This is a genomic window from Bacteroides sp. Marseille-P8574, from assembly GCF_902825465.1.
In the GTDB taxonomy this organism is placed as follows: Bacteria; Bacteroidota; Bacteroidia; order Bacteroidales; family Bacteroidaceae; genus Bacteroides; species Bacteroides uniformis.
In genome coordinates this window covers 485,391-503,186 of sequence record NZ_CADEBE010000001.1, presented here as the reverse complement: position 1 = coordinate 503,186, position 17,796 = coordinate 485,391, and the positions used below count along the sequence as shown (strand labels likewise).

Sequence of the window (17,796 nt, the reverse complement as noted above, 5' to 3'; positions counted from 1 at the left end):
CGATATCCACCGATTTCGTAGAAGAGCAAGCTCGAAAATGCAGGAAAAACGAACTGATTGATTTATGTAGCTCTTACGTAATATTATGCTAGTAAACAGGTGGTTACTGCAAAACCTCGGCGTTTCAGGCAGGTGGAAGCAAAATTTGCTTCCACCTTTTCGGCTTGCTTCCACCGCAGGGCAAATGCCGATGGATAGGGGAATGCAGAAGGTGGGTGGAAGTGTAGAAGCAAAGTGATGGAAAATAAATTTCCAGAGAAAGTTTCCGCCGCCATAGCAATAGCCACACTCTTGATAGTTTAATTGTTACTGGCTTATTATTATATTTGTTCTTTCAGTAACGCTGTGCCCTATACTGTAAATATTTGATAGTTAATAAGGTAATTATAAAAAAAGACAAGAGTGATAGAACATGAAAGCAATTTGTAGGATTGATTTTTGTTACTGCTTTGTTACTACTAATAATAAACTGTATGTTTTTATTTAAAGAATATGAAAAAGCAATTGAATTTAAAAGAGCCAATAAAGGTGAGAACAAAAAAATTGGTTAATGGATGCCAATCCATATATCTGGATATTTATATGAATGGAAGGCGGCAATACGAATTCTTAAAGTTGTATATTATCCCTGAACATAATCAAGCTGATAAAAAAAGAAATGTCGAGACGCTAAATTTGGCAAATGCGATAAAGGCTCAGAAGATTTTGGAAATATATAATCAAACTTACGGATTTAATCATAACAGATTGTCCAATATGAAGCTGACTGGCTATATGAAATTAATAGCAGAACAAAGTGTGAACAATAGAGTACGGAAAAGTGCCATACATGCCGTTGTATGCCATTTGGAAAGATATACTCCGAATGGAATATTGCTAAGGAAGGTGGACAAGACTTATTTGTTGGGTTTTATAGATTACTTGAAGAAAACAAAACAAGAACATTGTAAGAAGGAAAAGACATTGCATGTTAACACCCAATTCTATTATTTGAAAACGCTGCGCTACTGCTTGAATAGGGCCGTCTCTGAAGATTATATAACTGTTAATCCGATGAATAAGATAAAGAACGAGGACAAACCAAAACGTAATCGAACAGAAAGGGATTATCTTACTATAAAGGAATTGACCAGATTGGTTCATACTCCTTTTTATAATACCTTATTAAGGAAAGCATTTTTATTCAGCTGTTTTTGTGGGTTGAGGCATTGTGATATTATTGCATTGAGATGGGAAGATATACGCTATGATGAAAATGGCAATGCACTATTGAGTATTATTCAGAAGAAGACGAAAGAAGCCATATCGCTTCCACTCTGTTCGGAAGCCATAAAACATCTGCCAGACAGAGGAAATGCACCAGAAACGGAAAAGGTGTTTGCCGGATTGGTCTCACTGGGGAGAAGTAATGTAATTTTACACAAATGGGTTGAACAAGCTGGGATATCAAAGCATGTAACATTTCATACAGCAAGGCATAGCGATTTTTCTTTCTTGCTAAGATACAATGTATTACAATATATTTCGGCTTGATAGGTAACGATTTAGGAACCAGCGAAATTCCGTGTTTTACCTCGTTTTGCAGTAATTCAAAAGAACGCTTTTTCTAAATGCAAAGGTAATATTATTATTTTGAATAATCCACTGTGTTATCATAGAACTGAGCAAACCACATCACTTTCTTAGATTATATAATCAAGCTAAATGACAATCACCTATATCGAACAAGAGTCGCAATCAAAAAAAGCAATTACTGTTATTATTAATATGAGAACTCTAATCAATGCCTACAAGCCTGCATTATTTGTTTTTTACATATGGTTTTATCACATCAATGCTCCATGCATAATTTAGATTGGCTTGTGAGCCGTCTGCAAACGAACCGGATGTGATACCGACTACTTCTCCGTATTCATTTATCAATGCGCCACCACTGCTACCGTGATCAATTAAAGCAGAAATTTGCATTAAATTTTTGTCACGCCATTGCGATACCTCTCCTGAAGAAAAGGTATTTTCAAGTCCACGGGGGCTACCAATAGCATAGACTTTTTCACCCACATTCGGTTTGTATTTGGCAACGGGAATAAAATCTGTATTGGAAACATCTACACGGAATAGAATAAAATCTTCATTTTCACTGCTCATGATCACTTCCTCTACTTTGTACACCTTATCGCTTCCAGCTAATTTAATCCCTTCCTCACCAATGCCAGTTCCTTTGAACACATGATAATTGCTGACAGCCAAACCATCTTTGTTGATAAAGAATCCAGAACCTTGGTACATATTGTAGCCATCCGAAGTAAACACCATAAAAACTGACGTATTATATTTCGAAAAAATTTGAGAACCATCAAGCTTATTTTTATCACCACGATTATTTACAACTGATATTGTGACGTTCCTTGCTTTTTTATTAGGAGACACTAGTACTGACTGTGACTGTTGTGAAGTTACAATCTTATCATTCCTTTCACCATGTCCTGATTTATGAGCGCATGAATACAGACATATAATAGAAACTGTTGATATTATGAAATTATTTATTTTCATTGTTTTCAAAAATGTTTTTTGGCAATATATGAATAAGGAAACGCTGATTCTCTCTTTCGTCATTTGTTTCTCGCATAGAATGAGTATCAAGTTTGCCATCTCCACTGCCAGATATTAGAATTTCGCAATTACTCCCAAATGTAATACGTGAATCTTCAATCCAAAAACGCATAAGTGCTAATGCCCGTTGGTAACTTAATTCATAATTATAAAGGAAGTTGTCTTTTGACGCTTGCCCCTCTATTATAAGAATATATTGATTCTCACTATGGTTTTTTAAGAAATCTCGTATTTCGCGTCCTGCCGCAGCCAATTGACGTAATTGGGCTTCTTTATCCGTAGATACAATATCATTCAAGTCAGACTTTCCGGCAGGATAGCGAACTTGAATTGTTAGAACATATTTTTTGTAATCTGAACGATATTGAAAATAATCTCGACTTAAATCTTTTGTTGATTGCTCAACCTTTTTAATCTCTTGTAACTGAGCTTCTGTTGCCTCCATACGCTTATGTAGAAGAACAATTACAAGAATGAATAATACTAACATGACAAAAAACAAACTTGTCATCAAGTCTGAGTAACTTGTCCAAAAAAACGATTCCTTTTTCTGAGCCATAATTACTTTTTATTATTATCTTTAATAGAATCTGTTGTATTTAAGACCGCATCAGTAGTATTTTCTGCTTGTTTATTAACTATTTGCATCGGCAACTCTGTTGGCTGAATATGGATTTGTTGTGGCTGGCTCTTATCCTTTTTAACGGGGAAAAACATAAACACGATATTTAAAATGCAGGTAATGGCAATGATTACTAATGCAGCCCATCCTGAGACTTTCATCCACGCTGGTATGGAATCACCAACACGAACACTATCATTTGTATCAAGTATTTTATTTACCTTTGTGGTCATCAAGGTTTGTTTGATAGACTGGGATATGTCATTCGCTAAACGGATGTTTGACATTTCTATTTTTTCAATCAGCTTGTCAAGTCTGACAGGAATTGCTGAAATTTCTTCCAATTGTTCAGACAATTGTGGCATTTGTGTCATTTGGGCACTAAATTGAGCCTTTAAATCATTTGTAAATTGTTCAAATGACTCTCGTTCAGATTTAAGAATTTCTTTGAATGACTCACTTTGTTCAATAAACCTTTTGTGCAGTTCTTCGACATTTGATGATGTAGATTCCTTTATATTTTGGAGAGACTCTTGAAGTGTCCTGTCTGCATCAGCTGTTGTTTTAGCTATTTCTCCTTTATGACGTCCAAAGAAATCTCTTATTTCTTCAAGTATGTGGATTCGATTTGCTTGTTCATTATACAATGATTCAAATCTATGTATAGCTTCGGTGTATCCTTCAATATCATTGAGATATTGATTAAATACTTCCAATTTGTCTGTGCATTGTTGTAATTCTTCAAGAACACGCACATTAGCTTTTGCCATTTTCATAACATCCATGTCATGAACCGCTTTTATTATATCCGCTTGTATTGCATAGGACTGATTAACGGCATTTAGCGTATTCCCAAGATTTGATGTGTTTTGTGCGAATGTATTGTTGAATTTATTGAGATTTCTTACGAGATTGTTAAGTGCCTCGGATGTATCAGATGGTAATTCAGGAAGAAGTTCTGATTGCATCCAAGCAAAAAAAGAATTTTTCCCGTCTTCCTCATTAAGTTTGCATCTTTTGAAGAGAAGAGAATTGACTGTCGTAAGCAGAATACCACAAATAGAAGCCAGCATTGCCCATGCGACACCACTTAAAAGAGAATTAATTCCAGAAGCGGCACTCTGTGAAGCATTATCGATAACTCCGCCACCGCTGCTCATAAGAGTCATTATTGCATTAGACTGTAACAAATCCCACAATCCCATAATAACACCAGCCATTGTACCAGCCAATCCCCAATAAAGTGGAATAGGTGTCTGTGTAGCTATGTCATTTTCTACAGAATCACAGTGACGGTCAACCGCATCTTTCAGAAGACCAAAATCAATAACTGAACCGGAGTTATTTCCAAGATATTTATTGATGGATGTAATAATGCCGATAAATATTTTGTTACCATCCCCATATATGCCATCCACAAGAGAGGTTTCTGCATTACGTCTTATTCGCCATGAAGTTGTACCAGTAAAGATGTTACTGAATTGGCGCATACGCAAAAAGTTCTTCACAAAGAAAAACAATTGCATAAATATGATAATAATAATTATTATAGGTACTATTGAATGCATAATAGTTGATTATTTTTTTAAAGTTATAACTGCTTTTTTTACAATAATCCATTTATCTCCTATTTGTTGAGCCAGTCCTTTGTAATGAACGGACATATCAGTTGCCTCATTTTTAGATACCCCTTCAAATTCTACAGCCAAGTCCATATAGTCGCTGGATTTGATAGAGGAAAGAGATGCTATAGGCTCAAAATTAGCTGAACCATCAATAATTTGTGCTGAAAATCTTGCATCACTATCTTTTGATTCAAGTACTTTTTTAAAATACCCTGTGCCGTTTTCACCACTTATAGCTGTTCCAAAGTAACCTATTCTAGTTGGTTTTATCGGTGGGGTAATTGTAGATGGAGTCGGTGTTCCATGAACAAGAGTAGTCTTTTGTATTTTTAAAAGTTCATTCTCTAAATGTTGTATTTTTCGAGACAAATCAGAGATTTCATTATTGGGTATCGATGACGAGGCTGAATAATTTGTACGTTTAGTACCAGTAACATTTGGTTCAAATCGACGCTCATTTAATAGCTGTCTCAGTGATTCGATTTCTTCACGATGACGACTTAATCTATTATTACATTTCCCTGTTTTTCCAAATGCAAAAATTGATACTATCAAACCAAGCAATCCAATACCTCCACCAATAAGAATATACCATTTATTCGTTGCTTTTTCATCATTGATTTTCTTATTGTCCATTTTTACTTCGCTTAATTCCTGATAAACCTTTTCATATTTTTCGGTTAAATCCATTATTTTTTCTCGTAGATTGTTGATAGAATCAGTTATCGCTTTTTTATGCTTCTCATCAGATTGCGTTATGGAACTCTTTTTATGCATCTCTTCTAGAGAAGTGTTGGCAGCCACATCATTGCCACAACTACACAAGCAGATGTCCGCCAAGGCTAATGTGAGTAATGAGATTATAATTTGTTTCATGTGCTCTTATGATTGTTGTAATTCGTTATATATTTCTGCTGAAATTGCATTTAACACCCCTTTTATGGGATAATAGAAGAATGTTTCCTCTATCATATCTTCCGCCTCAGTTTCTTCACAACGCTGACTTATTCCTTTTTCAAGGAACGTGAGAAGATCTTTCTTTGCCATTTCTTGTGCGATACGAATAGATGATGGTTTAACTCCGAAATTTTTATCAAAATTGAATGCAGAATTCATATCAACAAGTACGAACTTGAAGAAATCCTCAACTGCGGTAACTGTACGCCTCTTGTAATCATCTTTAATGTTGGCATAGGTATCTTTTGGTGTCACTAATCCTGTACAATCACTCTTGAAAACAATAGTCTTATCTCTGTTGTCTTCATCTTCCGTACCGATAATGCCACCCTTACAAGTTGATTCTTTAGGGTTAGAGTCTTTTTCAAGACCCAGCAAATCCAATTCCTTACCATACGGTTTTCCGAGCAGTTTTTCAAATACCATTTTGGTATATCGCGCGAGTAATTTGGAGTCGGTTGTAATAACACGTATTACCTTGCTGCCATTGCCACTAAAAGAGATATGACGAGGAACTTCAAGGTTAAGTGACTTAACAATTTGCGCTATGTGATATACTATTGCCGTATAGAAAATAATAAATACAATCTTAAAATCTTCATCTTCTTGGAGTATATAATTAAAATCAATAGCTTTGACATTAACTCCGGCTCTTTGGGGAATAGTGTTGTCTTTAAGACCGAATAGGAATGATGCCATATTAGCAGGTTTGGTGTTATTCGGGCTATTGAACACGCGAATAAGATCCATTAAATTCTTCTCTTCAAGAAGTTTCAGAATTTCATTCTTATGCCAGTCAACTATACCGTTATCTTCATCAAGTTCTGAAAATGAATTTTCAAACAGAGTATTTGATGCAAACCGAAATGATGTCACATGACTTATATTCTTATCTTTCGCAAACGCAATATCAGTAGTGCCTCCACCAATGTCAACATTGATTAAATCCGTAGCCGTTGAATATCTCTTGAAGAAATATTGAATTGGTGCGGAAGATTCCGTCATATATCCAGTAACACCATTTCCAAAATATTTTTGGTAAGCATCATCCCATGTAGATTTCAATCTACGCAATCGCTTAGGTGCCATACTTATAGGATAAAACCATGTGATTTTAGTATGCTGCAAATCGCCATTATTAAGAAGGACCTTATTCCTAATGATAAGCATAAGGCATCTGACATACGACTCCATCACACAAAGATCATCACCATTACCCCATTTGATGTTACATCTGAAATTGTTGTAAGACAACTCACTGCGCTTATCATAAGTAAATGGAAGATTCACAAGCGTAAATGGTTCGACTACATTTGTCCAATCTATTGTCTTTGCGCAGGAAAGCACAGTCCGAGTTGGAAAATGAAAATCGGACAAGCCGATTTCTGAAGGAATAAAATCTTTCTCTATAAGTTCGGTTTCTTCAATCAAATCTTCAATTGAACCATATTCATTCTTTATAGGGATGAACATCTCACATAACTGTCTATCCTTAGCCGTGAAAGTAAAAACCTCTGGTTTTTCATTTCCTTTGCGGAACTCTATGTGGGTATTAGATGTACCTAAATCTATAGCGAACTCAAACCGTTCAACATTCCTTTGCTGTTTGAAAATCGGCAGCAAAATACCACAATATCCATGTGTGTTACGAACTTGAACGAAATCAAAATTCCTTTTTTCCAACAAATAATTATCAGCCTTAACCATAATCTGTTGGTCTTCATTACGACAAGTGCAGCTTTTTGGTAGGATTTTTTCACCATCACTAAAAAAACGGAATTCGTTTCTTCCTGTTGCAGACTGAACACATGATACAGTATAAATAGCGTCCTGTTCATTGTTGAATCTAACTTGCGGCATAATGAATCCTGTGAACTTAAATTCAGTCATTCCACCCTCATTATTCTGTACATCTGCACATCTATTATTATAGTAAAGCCGTATGTATTCAACGTATCTGATATTTCCAGCTCCTTTAATGGGTACACGGAGTGTAACCTTTACACCTGAATTACCTGCAAGTGTTTGCATCTCAAACATTGGTTTTCCATCCATCATATTTCCTCTTATCTCTTCCGGGGTGAAATATTCAAACAACAGAGGTTTTAAAGGAAGCAGATATGACAATTCTTTTTCTTCTAGTTTCAAATTTCCATCAAAATAATTTTCAACATTCAGACTATGAGGAACTCGAATAATTGTATCTTCCAATAAGTCACTAATTGTCAGATATGGATTAAGAGAACCATCAAACGGAAGTGTTCTTTTCATTAAATCCAATTCCGAATCAATATACGGAGCAACATTAGTCTTCCCCCATTTGCTTGTGGTATACTGAAGGTCGCCATAGCGGTTTCCCGCCTCTATTGGGAGAACTAATGGAGAGAACTCACATTCTTTCGTGGTTTTTATGGTAAAATCACTAGTTGTCGTTACAGGGCGAGAAGTTTTTTTGTATAGTGGATAGCCCAAAACTTCTACAATGTCATTTTGTTGTACATCAACGACAGAGATTGAAGACAACTGATCAAGTACAGTTGATGTTATAGAAAGTAACTCGTTCTTCTTTCTTTGGTCTGTGATTGCTGAAAATGTTTTTGTGAGATAGGTGTCAAATTCAGGGAACAATCCTGCAAAATTGGGTATGTTCTTTCTTAACGCAAAGAAATATTTAACAAATTCAAAATCTCGTCTGTACAATGGTTGGTAGTTAGAATCAAATGGTTTATCCTCTCCAAAGAATATATCATTAACATATCCTAAATCATTGGCATTGCTAAAAAATAACGTAGCTGGTGATGTAGCACCGATAATATTTAATTCATCTGGCCCTTCTACATAATTTAATAAATATATGTTTCTCAGTGCTTCGAAGTTGTACGTTTTGGAGTCTGAGGACATATACTTACGGAGTGCATCTGCAAAATAACGATGACCAGAAATGCCAGATTGGTCAAGTTCAGTAAGCATAATTGACCAATCCCATTTAATGATTTCTACTTTACCATTGAATTTATCGATATTGAAAAATATTTCCGCAACATCAAGAGTATCAGATACCATCTTATGAAAAATGGTATTGCCATCAAGATTGGACAAATTATTTTTCCCTGATTTACAAACTTCCTTAAAGGCGGCTTTTATCAAATCAATCCGGGCGAATGGAGATGGTATTGAAGTTATTTCATGGCAGGCTGATGCTCCATCAGGATCCTCAATGGTATCACGACTTGCTGAATTATATGGGAACGCAGGACTATTGTTCCAGTCTTCATAAGTTGTTGTTCCCTCTTTATATAATCTGAATACTTTTGACATAGTGAAATTAGTTACTTAATTTTTCTGATACAAGTTTTTCCGTTCCGAGAAAGAACATTTCAAGGAACTTATCTTCAACACCTTTACTCTTGCAATTTTTTACAGCACTATTTAAGCGGTCTGTCATCAAGTTGTAATCTGAAAATTTGCTAAAAATCCGCTTAGGTTTTACACCTGTTACTAAGTCAAAAGGCTTATTTCCACAAGCAAGATTGAACAAATCAAGAGAACGCTTATTATCTTTCATCTCCCTTAACCATTCCTGATACTTTTTCAAAAATGTCGCTAAGTCACTGAAAAAAACTCCAGAATAAAAGTTCTCAAAATTACCCTTATTTGCGTTAAAACCACTGGAACGATAAACATCAAGTTTCTGAGTCAACGCATTAGCTGTCATCGTAAATTGAACCAACGGGTAGTAAAGCATTTCATACATCTTACGATAGAATGAATCAAATGATACAGCTCCAGATGTCTCTTTTATCCCAAGTTCCATATTTGCCGGGGTATCAAACTTTGATTTAGAGAAATCAACGATAGCCGTAGCTCCCAAAAATTCGATTAAGTGAGCTGCGTTTTGTTGGGCTGAACCTCCTTCGTGATTATCGTATGTACTTACCACATCGTCAGCAAGATAATATAAAGCATCAATACTTCCATTTTTACTTATGTTATTCTCGTAATACGCTAATGCTGACTTTGTTTTAGAAATAAAGGTTGACGAATCTATTTCACTTTCATCATTCGGCTTTAGCTTAAAATATGGAAGTATAGTTACAGCACCTATTGTGGCTTTGTTGATGAGGTCATAATTGGGAAAATGTTTCCCCTCACGTAGTGTTTTTAAAAGTAATGGAAATCCGCTCGCACCAGTTCCTCCAAAGATAGAACTTATGATGAATATCCTATCTCCGTCGCTAAAAGAATTAGCGAAATCATTAAAATCTGCTGAATGGGCTATTTGATTTAACACCACACTCCCAATATTAGGATTACCTTTGAATCCCACTTCCATTGATGATTCAAGATTTTTGTCTGAAAACAGCATCTTGGTCATTGCTTTATTAGGCTTTGACATTGAGGCGTATTCGATAAACTGTTGAAACGACTTATCATCGGTGTCGTTAATACGGAGAGTGTAATTAGGTAAAATTCTTTCTATTTCAGTATGAAAGAACCTACTTCTATTGTCGTTACTAAATTGCAATTTTTCTCTGATTGCAGTATAATTATTTAATAATGATACAGTTCTAGTAAGGTCTGCGTTTGCAACATCTGGGTCAATTATTATGGGTACAATTTCATTGGCTCCGAACTTTACTCCAGAGGCTAACATCATGGCAAGAGAGCGAAGGATTCTTGAACCCGTCCCCCCTATTCCGAAAACAAATATTTTAGACATAACTTCTACGATTAGAATGGTGCACCAGAGCAGTTGGGACTCCACCATTTGAATATAAATGTGAAAACTATAAAAGCTAAGACAGAGAGAAACATATTGGAAACTCCAAAACAAATTATCTCTGCTCCACCAATATTGAGAGGAATTTGTAAATCTGTTGCTGGATCAATTGTTACCATCTTTCCTCCATAATAGTCTTTAAGCACCAATTGCCAGCCCACAATAAAGTTTATTAGAGCATTTACCATAAGGAAAATCCCCCATCCCCACCAATGGTTCAAGCGAGGGTGATTGATTGCATAATAAAATATTAAAACTATTGCCAAGCTTATGCCAAGCATTGTCCAACCAATTCCTATATAAGAGTTAGTCTGAGATAATGGAGAGGACTGTCCCCAAAGATAGTTCGCTAGTTCTATTCCAAAGAATTCTTCAAACCAGCAATAAATACTTCCAAATAATTCGCCCATAATTTATTTTCGTTTAACAGTGAATTTAAGCGTAGTTAATACATTATCTTTTTTATAAGCATCAGAGACTCCTCCGATTAAATATTTTATACCTGTCGTTTTATCGAGATTACCCTTTACATTTTCCCCAGATTCATCGTTCGATTCAAGAACCCAACTTGGCATATTCGGAGCCTTCAGTATCAAGTAATCTTCTGCAATATTTACTCCTTTGGGTATTGTAATATTAATAAAATGAGAATATTCTCTCTCAGTCGCTATTATCGGTTTAATATTTTCTATTATGAGGTTCTGATTATTAAAAGAATAATTATCAAGATTCAGCAGAACATCTTCTGATTGTAATGTTGTACAAAAGTCGGCACGAATAGTTGCATTATAATCACCTTTGATGGGATTAATTGTCTTGCTTATTAAAGCTCTGTTTGTTATATCATATGGTATAGAGTTTTTTGGGCAATATGAGATAATATTATCATATCCATATTTTTCCAATCCCTTGAAAAGTACTTCCGTATTTAATTTAGCCAGTACGTTGCTATTACCAAAAATCCAAATATAATATGGTCTTTTTACGTTGGTCAGAACTTCACTTCCTCCATTCTGATAAAAATACTTACCATTAAAATCAGATTTCATCTTCAATATTTCAACGCCAAGAAGAGGAATATTTTTTCTGCCTTTATTTATAGTATTCTTAATTGATATTTGACAAGTACTTAGAAATCTCTGTGCATCAGAGACAGGAAGATCTAAGATGCAATCCGACACAAATATACTCACTGTAGAATCAGTCATCGCGTCCAATACTGTACTTAACATTTTACTTAAATCCGAATTGGATCGGTTGCCACCAGCCTTTTGGAATGTTATTGGATTCATTGTCTTAATATATTGCTCCAAATCAGCATGATATGGTATAACACGATTGTTTATATAATATAATTGAGTCGTATCTACACAAGTGCTCAAATCACTTACATAATCAAAAATGGCATCTTTCAATTGAGACCCATCGCACATATAACCATCCATACTTCCAGAGTTTTCAATATAAACCTTGAGTATAGGTTTTATATCACTAATTTGATTTGGATTATTATCCGAATTGACTATAATTTCATCTCCACTACAACTAAGCAGTAGTATAAGAGTACTTATAGCAGTGATTGCAAATATTTTGTTGTTCATTTAATGTAATTATATAAAGTTTATATATAGTCTCTTGCCAAGAGACGGATATTACAATGCAAAGTTACGCAAAATAATGATTTTTAAGTTATAAAACGCTGAAAATCTTATCTATTATGTTCTTTTTGTTTTGCGAAAAATATCAGATGTTTTGCGAAGTTATCTTTGCAAAAGTAAAATATTACTCATTATCAACGAGATAAAGATGCTTATCCGTCTCTTGGCAAGCGTTGGACAGATTCGCTAAACATCCACTGCCTCACAGCAGATCCAGTATTTTCTTATTGGCTTTATCTACCACGGTGGTATCCAACGATGCAAGATAAATCTGCGTAGTGTTCTCAGAATCATGCCCCATACCTTCGCTGATGACAGAGATAGGCACATTACGGCTCTTGGCAATACTTGCCCATGAATGCCGACCGACATACATCGTCAAGGGTATTGGCAAATCCAGCAGTTTCCCGATTTTCTTCAACAGATGGTTTACCCGATGAAGTTCGTTGGTGTATTGTTTCCGATAATCTTCATCATGTTTTGTAATGATAGGCAAGAGGTATTCCGTTTCGTTTATTGGATATTTATCAACAATCTCCTGCATACATTTTTCCCATTTGATGAACAGTTGTTGTCCTGTCTTGCGTCTACGATAGGAAAGAGTGCCATTCAGCAAGTCTTTCTTTCTCAGATAAGCCATGTCAATGAACGACATTCCCCTTGTATAGAAACAGAACAGGAACATATCGCAGGCATAGTCAAGATTGGGCTTCAATGACAAGTCCAGTCCTTTGATACGTCTGATGTCATTGAGTGATAAGGCTCGCTTCATGGTTTTCTCCACTCCCGTGTAGACAGACTTGAACGGATGCCGTTGCTCCGTCAGTCCATTTTCCACCGCACGGTTATAGACGGCTTTCAGAATTCGCATATAGAATGATATGGTGTTGGGCGTATTTCCCCTGCCTTTCAAATAAGCCTCGTACTCCGCAAACAAATCCGCATTAAGTTGGTCAAATAAAACCTCTGTGTCATTCATAAAACTGCTGAAACTTCTGAGTGCGGCTGTATAAGTCTCCGAGGTGCGTATCTTCCCTAAACGTTTCAGTCTCGCTACCTGCTGGCTGATGTAAGCGTTGAATGACAGTTCTTGCCTGTTTTCATGAAAGCGCATGACTACATCATCCGTTACGAATGTGCCGGATTGAGATAACGTGTGTATAATCTTATTCAACCTCTCCTTGTCCCATCTGATACGGGAACCTATCGAAAGCAGATAGTTGTTTCGCTCTTGTTCGTTCGGAGTACAATGCATGGCAACCGCTTCGGAATGTATATCCCATTCCGAAGCGAAAAGCTTATAGTCGGTATATATCTGTCTGACCACGCGGTTGTGAATCACCTGATAGTAAAGTGTACCCTCCTTGCCGACTATGGTAGAAGGGCGAAACTTGACTTTTACCGATGCCATATCAGTCGGATTTTGATTGGTAACACTTCTCCATATTCCTTGAAAGTTCTATAATCTTCCGACTTAACTTCACAAGTTCAATGGTACATCTTTCCAACTTATAAAGCAAAGCCATCGCTTTCTTCTCAGAAAAATGACAACGCAGCTCTTTTACGGCTTGATTATAATTCGTGCCGATGGCACGGAACTGGGCGTGGAAATCGGACAGCTTGGTTGTGTAGTCCACCATTGCCTTGTCTACCTTCAACACCTTGAACTTCTGCCCGAAGAAGTGCGCCTTCAGAAAGACAGCTTTCGCGTACACCTGTGATTCCTCATACATCGTGAGAAATTTGTTCCATTCCTCATCATCGAAGCGCACCATCACGCAGTGCGTCTTCGGGTTCAACTTGGGATTTCTCCCGTACTTGTTGTTCTTTTTCATGCTTCTTATTCTTTCAATTTTATAGTTTATCCTTTGTTTAATCTTTGATTAAGGAACCCCGAAATTATCCGACTTCGGAGGATAATTCTGCCCACGGCGGTGCAAGGGTTTTTAGTTACTCCGGAACATCCGAGTAACTGAAAACATACCTTGCTGTGTCTTTGAGGACACAAAAATCCTCCGCCTGTCGGATTGATTTCCGAGTGTAATAACTCACTTTGTGTATCGGTCGAACCGATGGAGTGCATCCAACGGCTCAACCTGTTCCACCGTAATCCCGTCAGAGTTTGCGCCACTGCTCGATGTCATTCCGGTAGGCATCGAGGTGCAGGCGGACAAGGTTCTCTATAAGTCCGGATGCGCTCATGCCCTTCCCTCCGAGGTAGCGGACAACCCTGTCCAGCTCGTCACGCACCGTCTCACTGACGAACACGGGCTTGCGGTTGATAATTTTGGGAACTTTGAGATAAGTAGTGCGGTACTCATCCAAAGACAGCCTGCGCTGTTTGCTGCTGATGCGCTTCTGCGGCATTGCCGTTTCCCCTGTTGCCGCACCTGACGGTTCATCCGCCATAGGGATTTCTGCTTCTTCCGTGACGGTCTTGCCGAGCTGTTCCGGCTCCTCCGGTTCCAGACCGATACTCCTGTAGAAGTCGTCTATCGACTTGGAGGTGTAGGGTTCCCTGCGCCCCATTTTTTCCACGATTTCACGAGCCTGCTGCTCTGTAATGTTTGGTTCTTTTTTCATTGTAAAAACAAATTGATTAAGTTATTGAATGTGGTCTTGGTCTATACCTCGACCGATTATCGGGAGCGAAGTAAGGTGCTTTAATGCAGTCAGTCAAGTACTTGGATTTTCTTAGGCATTTTTGTACGGTTTTGCTTTATGGAGACTGACAAATCGGTGCGGACTTCACCGATTTACCGGATATGAATAGCTGAAAGGACAAAGGTACGATTGGGGGCTATTTTAAATTAAGCCCTTATTTTGGCTGTGGCTTCCTTATAAAAAATGGGAATTAAAGGCTGAACGGAAATCGTATTCCACCGGCTTGCTCACAGATAACCGGCAAGCAGTACCCCGGACAATGACTACCGTATCGGCGCAACACGCTGCCACTTTTTGAAAATCCATTGCATGACAGCAGATAATGTATTTCTTTGTGGCAAAAGAAACAGTAACAATTAAAAGAAAGGCAATATGGAAATTGTATCAATCGAAAGAAAGACCTTTGAGGCAATGGTCGCCAAGTTCGACCGTTTCGTCAGCCGTATGGATGCCATCTGCCATCGGCACGGGGAAAAGAAAATGAGCGAATGGATGGATAATCAGGACGTGTGCCGTATGCTCAACATCAGCCCTCGCACGTTACAGACGCTTCGGGATAACGGCACGCTGGCTTATTCACAGATAAACCACAAGACATATTACCGTCCCGAAGACGTGGAGTTCATTGTCTCCGTTGTGGAGGATAGAAGAAAGGAAGCGAAGTTCAAAGGAAAGACTATATGAATTAAATATAATGACAACACCCACTAAATCCAGAGTAATATGAATGAGTTGATTAACAAGGACAACAAGTGGATAATCCACTTTATGGGCAGTCTTGACCGACTGCTTGATAATGTAGAGCATCTGACCGCCAATTACCGCCCGACATTGGGCGGTGAGCGTTTCTTCACTGACAAGGAGGTGTCGGCACGGCTGAAGGTGAGCCGCCGGACACTTCAGGACTACCGCAATGAAGGGCATATAGCCTATATCCAGTTGGGCGGTAAAATTCTCTACCGTGAATCCGACATCGAACGGATGCTGAATGACGGCTACCGCTCCGCCTACCGATAGAGGATAACTTGATTTTTCTTGAAGGAGTGTAGTTTGCCGTATGCCCTGTATTGCGGCAGCAATAGACTTTCGACAAAAAGAAAAAAGGAACGGCTTACGGATGAAGTGTCAATACTGCGCTTCGTCTGTAAGCCGTTCCTTTTCTGCTCTTTACCCATCAGTTGCTTATTTTTCGTTGCCGGATGCCTTTCAAACGTGTGGCAACGGAAACAAGTGGCTGACGGGATGAACCTCAACTATACCATCGGTTATTACTCCTGCCACAGGAAACAAACAACGTAACAGGCGTTTCTCTTTTGGTGGTGCTGATTTCATTTATTATAAACCGTCTGAACAAAGCACTTTCTTTACTGCATATCCTGAATGCAATGGCTATAACCATTTCAAGGTTGTAAACGTCATAACTGATACCATCCGGTTGCCTGATATATCGCATCGTATCGGCTTCATTCAGTTCATTGTTCTTATAGATTGCCCGTATCGTCTTGCGGACATCGCACGAGAACACCCCGAACAGGTCGGCAATCTCAAATTGCATCATCCATACGGGTGCGGTCGGCATAGTGACTGCACCCGTTTCACTGATTGTTATTATGCCTCTGCTCATAATTCCTTTATTTTATGATGATTATTTGCTATTTCTTCTTTTCGCCAGCCGATATTTCCTTTCTTCGCTCCATCAGTTTGTCCATATCTTTGGAAATTTTATCATCGGTTATCCGTGCATATCCCTGTGTCGTCCTGATATTGGAGTGTCCCATCATCTTGGCGATACTCTCAATCGGTATGTCCGCCGAAATCAAAAAAGTGCCGAAGCTGTGCCGACTTTGGTGATAGGTCAAGTTTTCCTCTTTCCCTATGGTTATTCCCAATTCATGAACCTCAAACCATAAGGCATCACGGTTGGGAAGAGGAAACACGGGCTTCTCGTCATCGGTCGTGTTATACAGCGACAATATCCGCTCCGCTATGGGATGTAAGGGTATGAATGCCTCTACCTTTGTCTTTTTCCGGTTGATGCGGATGTACCGTCTGCCATCAGCGTTTGTTCCGATATGGTGGGGATGAAGAAGTTTGATGTCCACATACGCCAGTCCCGTCAGGGTGGAAAATATGAAAGCCCGTCTTGCCAGTTCCATACGCTTGTCATACATCGGTGTGGAAAGTATCTTCTTGAACTCCTCACGGCTGATGTACCTGTGCCTTGCTTCCGGCTTTGTCTCATACTCCAAGTCCTCACAGGGATTTACACGAAGAATCTCCTTATCGACTGCCAGATACAACAGGCGGTTCAACCAACGCAGGCAATGGTTGGTCTGGGAAACCCCGAAGTTCTTGCATTTCTTCAAGTGGGCTTTATAGGACTTGCCGAAATCCTCCGTCACTTCTTCAAGGGGAATGTCCTTTTTACCGATGGACGTAAGAAAATCCGTCAGGTACTTCTGATAATACATTGAACTTCGATAGGAAGAAGTCGAGTCTATTTCTTCGGAATGTTTCTTCAACCGCTCACGTTCCCATTCACCCATCTGTAGAAGAGTGGTCGGATGGATGTTGTTCAAGGATATGTGGTTCTTCAAAATCTCGGCACTGACCACGCCTTGCGATTTCAGTATCTCATTGTAGGCTTCCTCTGTCAGTCGTAAATATTCTCGTAAACGGTTATTTTCCCTTACGGATTTAATCTCGTTTTTCTTGCTGTTCCATTCTTCCGGTCGGCAATAAATCCCCGTACTGATGGCAGTCTGTTTGCCGTCAATGGTTATGCGGCAGAGTATGGCAGTCGTACCGTCAGCCTTTACTTTGCTGCGGTTAATGTAGGGTAAAAGTGAAAATGTACTTCGCATATCGTTTTCT

Annotated in this window: 16 protein-coding genes; 3 read left to right on the top strand and 13 right to left on the bottom strand. The window is 38.2% G+C overall.

What is annotated here, in order from left to right:
* Window positions 1-492: 492 nt before the first annotated feature.
* Complete coding sequence (locus HUX74_RS02205; RefSeq protein ID WP_254592825.1) at window positions 493-1,533, top strand: site-specific integrase; 1,041 nt, start codon at window positions 493-495, stop codon at window positions 1,531-1,533.
* Between the two features lie 267 nt (window positions 1,534-1,800).
* Here HUX74_RS02205 and HUX74_RS02200 read toward each other — a convergent pair whose 3' ends face one another.
* The 11 genes from HUX74_RS02200 to HUX74_RS02150 form a co-directional block, all read right to left on the bottom strand.
* The gene (locus HUX74_RS02200; RefSeq protein ID WP_011966157.1) at window positions 1,801-2,556 is read right to left on the bottom strand and encodes a S1C family serine protease; all 756 of its coding nucleotides are present in this window, start codon (window positions 2,554-2,556) and stop codon (window positions 1,801-1,803) included.
* On the bottom strand, window positions 2,543-3,175 hold the full coding sequence (locus HUX74_RS02195) for a membrane protein (protein ID WP_011966156.1): 633 nt from the start codon (window positions 3,173-3,175) through the stop codon (window positions 2,543-2,545). The genes HUX74_RS02200 and HUX74_RS02195 overlap by 14 nt, the downstream gene beginning before the upstream one ends.
* A 2-nt stretch (window positions 3,176-3,177) precedes the next feature.
* Window positions 3,178-4,806 carry a hypothetical protein gene (locus tag HUX74_RS02190; protein WP_011966155.1) on the bottom strand — a complete coding sequence of 543 codons (1,629 nt, stop codon included), beginning with the start codon at window positions 4,804-4,806 and terminating at the stop codon, window positions 3,178-3,180.
* Window positions 4,807-4,815: 9 nt separating this feature from the next.
* Window positions 4,816-5,739, bottom strand: a complete 924-nt coding sequence (locus HUX74_RS02185) for a hypothetical protein (RefSeq protein ID WP_011966154.1) — start codon at window positions 5,737-5,739, stop codon at window positions 4,816-4,818.
* A gap of 6 nt (window positions 5,740-5,745) precedes the next feature.
* Window positions 5,746-9,138, bottom strand: coding sequence for a cell division protein FtsA (locus tag HUX74_RS02180; RefSeq protein WP_011966153.1), 3,393 nt, complete (start codon window positions 9,136-9,138; stop codon window positions 5,746-5,748).
* Between the two features lie 7 nt (window positions 9,139-9,145).
* The gene (locus tag HUX74_RS02175) at window positions 9,146-10,540 is read right to left on the bottom strand and encodes a hypothetical protein (protein ID WP_011966152.1); all 1,395 of its coding nucleotides are present in this window, start codon (window positions 10,538-10,540) and stop codon (window positions 9,146-9,148) included.
* 11 nt (window positions 10,541-10,551) lie between these two features.
* Entirely contained in the window at window positions 10,552-11,010 is a 459-nt protein-coding gene (locus HUX74_RS02170; protein WP_011966151.1) for a hypothetical protein, read from the bottom strand.
* Between the two features lie 3 nt (window positions 11,011-11,013).
* On the bottom strand, window positions 11,014-12,201 hold the full coding sequence (locus tag HUX74_RS02165) for a hypothetical protein (protein ID WP_174646127.1): 1,188 nt from the start codon (window positions 12,199-12,201) through the stop codon (window positions 11,014-11,016).
* Between the two features lie 259 nt (window positions 12,202-12,460).
* Complete coding sequence (locus HUX74_RS02160; RefSeq protein WP_011966149.1) at window positions 12,461-13,669, bottom strand: site-specific integrase; 1,209 nt, start codon at window positions 13,667-13,669, stop codon at window positions 12,461-12,463.
* Between the two features lies 1 nt (window position 13,670).
* Entirely contained in the window at window positions 13,671-14,093 is a 423-nt protein-coding gene (mobA, locus tag HUX74_RS02155; RefSeq protein WP_011966148.1) for a conjugal transfer protein MobA, read from the bottom strand.
* Between the two features lie 280 nt (window positions 14,094-14,373).
* Window positions 14,374-14,841, bottom strand: a complete 468-nt coding sequence (locus tag HUX74_RS02150) for a DUF3408 domain-containing protein (RefSeq protein ID WP_174646126.1) — start codon at window positions 14,839-14,841, stop codon at window positions 14,374-14,376.
* 453 nt (window positions 14,842-15,294) lie between these two features.
* Here HUX74_RS02150 and HUX74_RS02145 point away from each other — a divergent pair, with 453 nt between their 5' ends.
* The gene (locus tag HUX74_RS02145; RefSeq protein WP_011966145.1) at window positions 15,295-15,606 is read left to right on the top strand and encodes a helix-turn-helix domain-containing protein; all 312 of its coding nucleotides are present in this window, start codon (window positions 15,295-15,297) and stop codon (window positions 15,604-15,606) included.
* A 39-nt stretch (window positions 15,607-15,645) separates the two neighbouring features.
* Entirely contained in the window at window positions 15,646-15,939 is a 294-nt protein-coding gene (locus HUX74_RS02140) for a helix-turn-helix domain-containing protein (RefSeq protein WP_011966144.1), read from the top strand.
* Between the two features lie 232 nt (window positions 15,940-16,171).
* Here the strand turns inward: HUX74_RS02140 and HUX74_RS02135 are convergent, their stop codons facing one another.
* Both HUX74_RS02135 and HUX74_RS02130 read right to left on the bottom strand, forming a co-directional pair.
* Window positions 16,172-16,546, bottom strand: a complete 375-nt coding sequence (locus HUX74_RS02135) for a hypothetical protein (protein WP_011966142.1) — start codon at window positions 16,544-16,546, stop codon at window positions 16,172-16,174.
* Window positions 16,547-16,574: 28 nt separating this feature from the next.
* Window positions 16,575-17,786: a site-specific integrase gene (locus HUX74_RS02130; protein ID WP_011966141.1), complete on the bottom strand. Its 1,212-nt coding sequence runs from the start codon at window positions 17,784-17,786 to the stop codon at window positions 16,575-16,577.
* Between the last annotated feature and the right edge of the window lie 10 nt (window positions 17,787-17,796).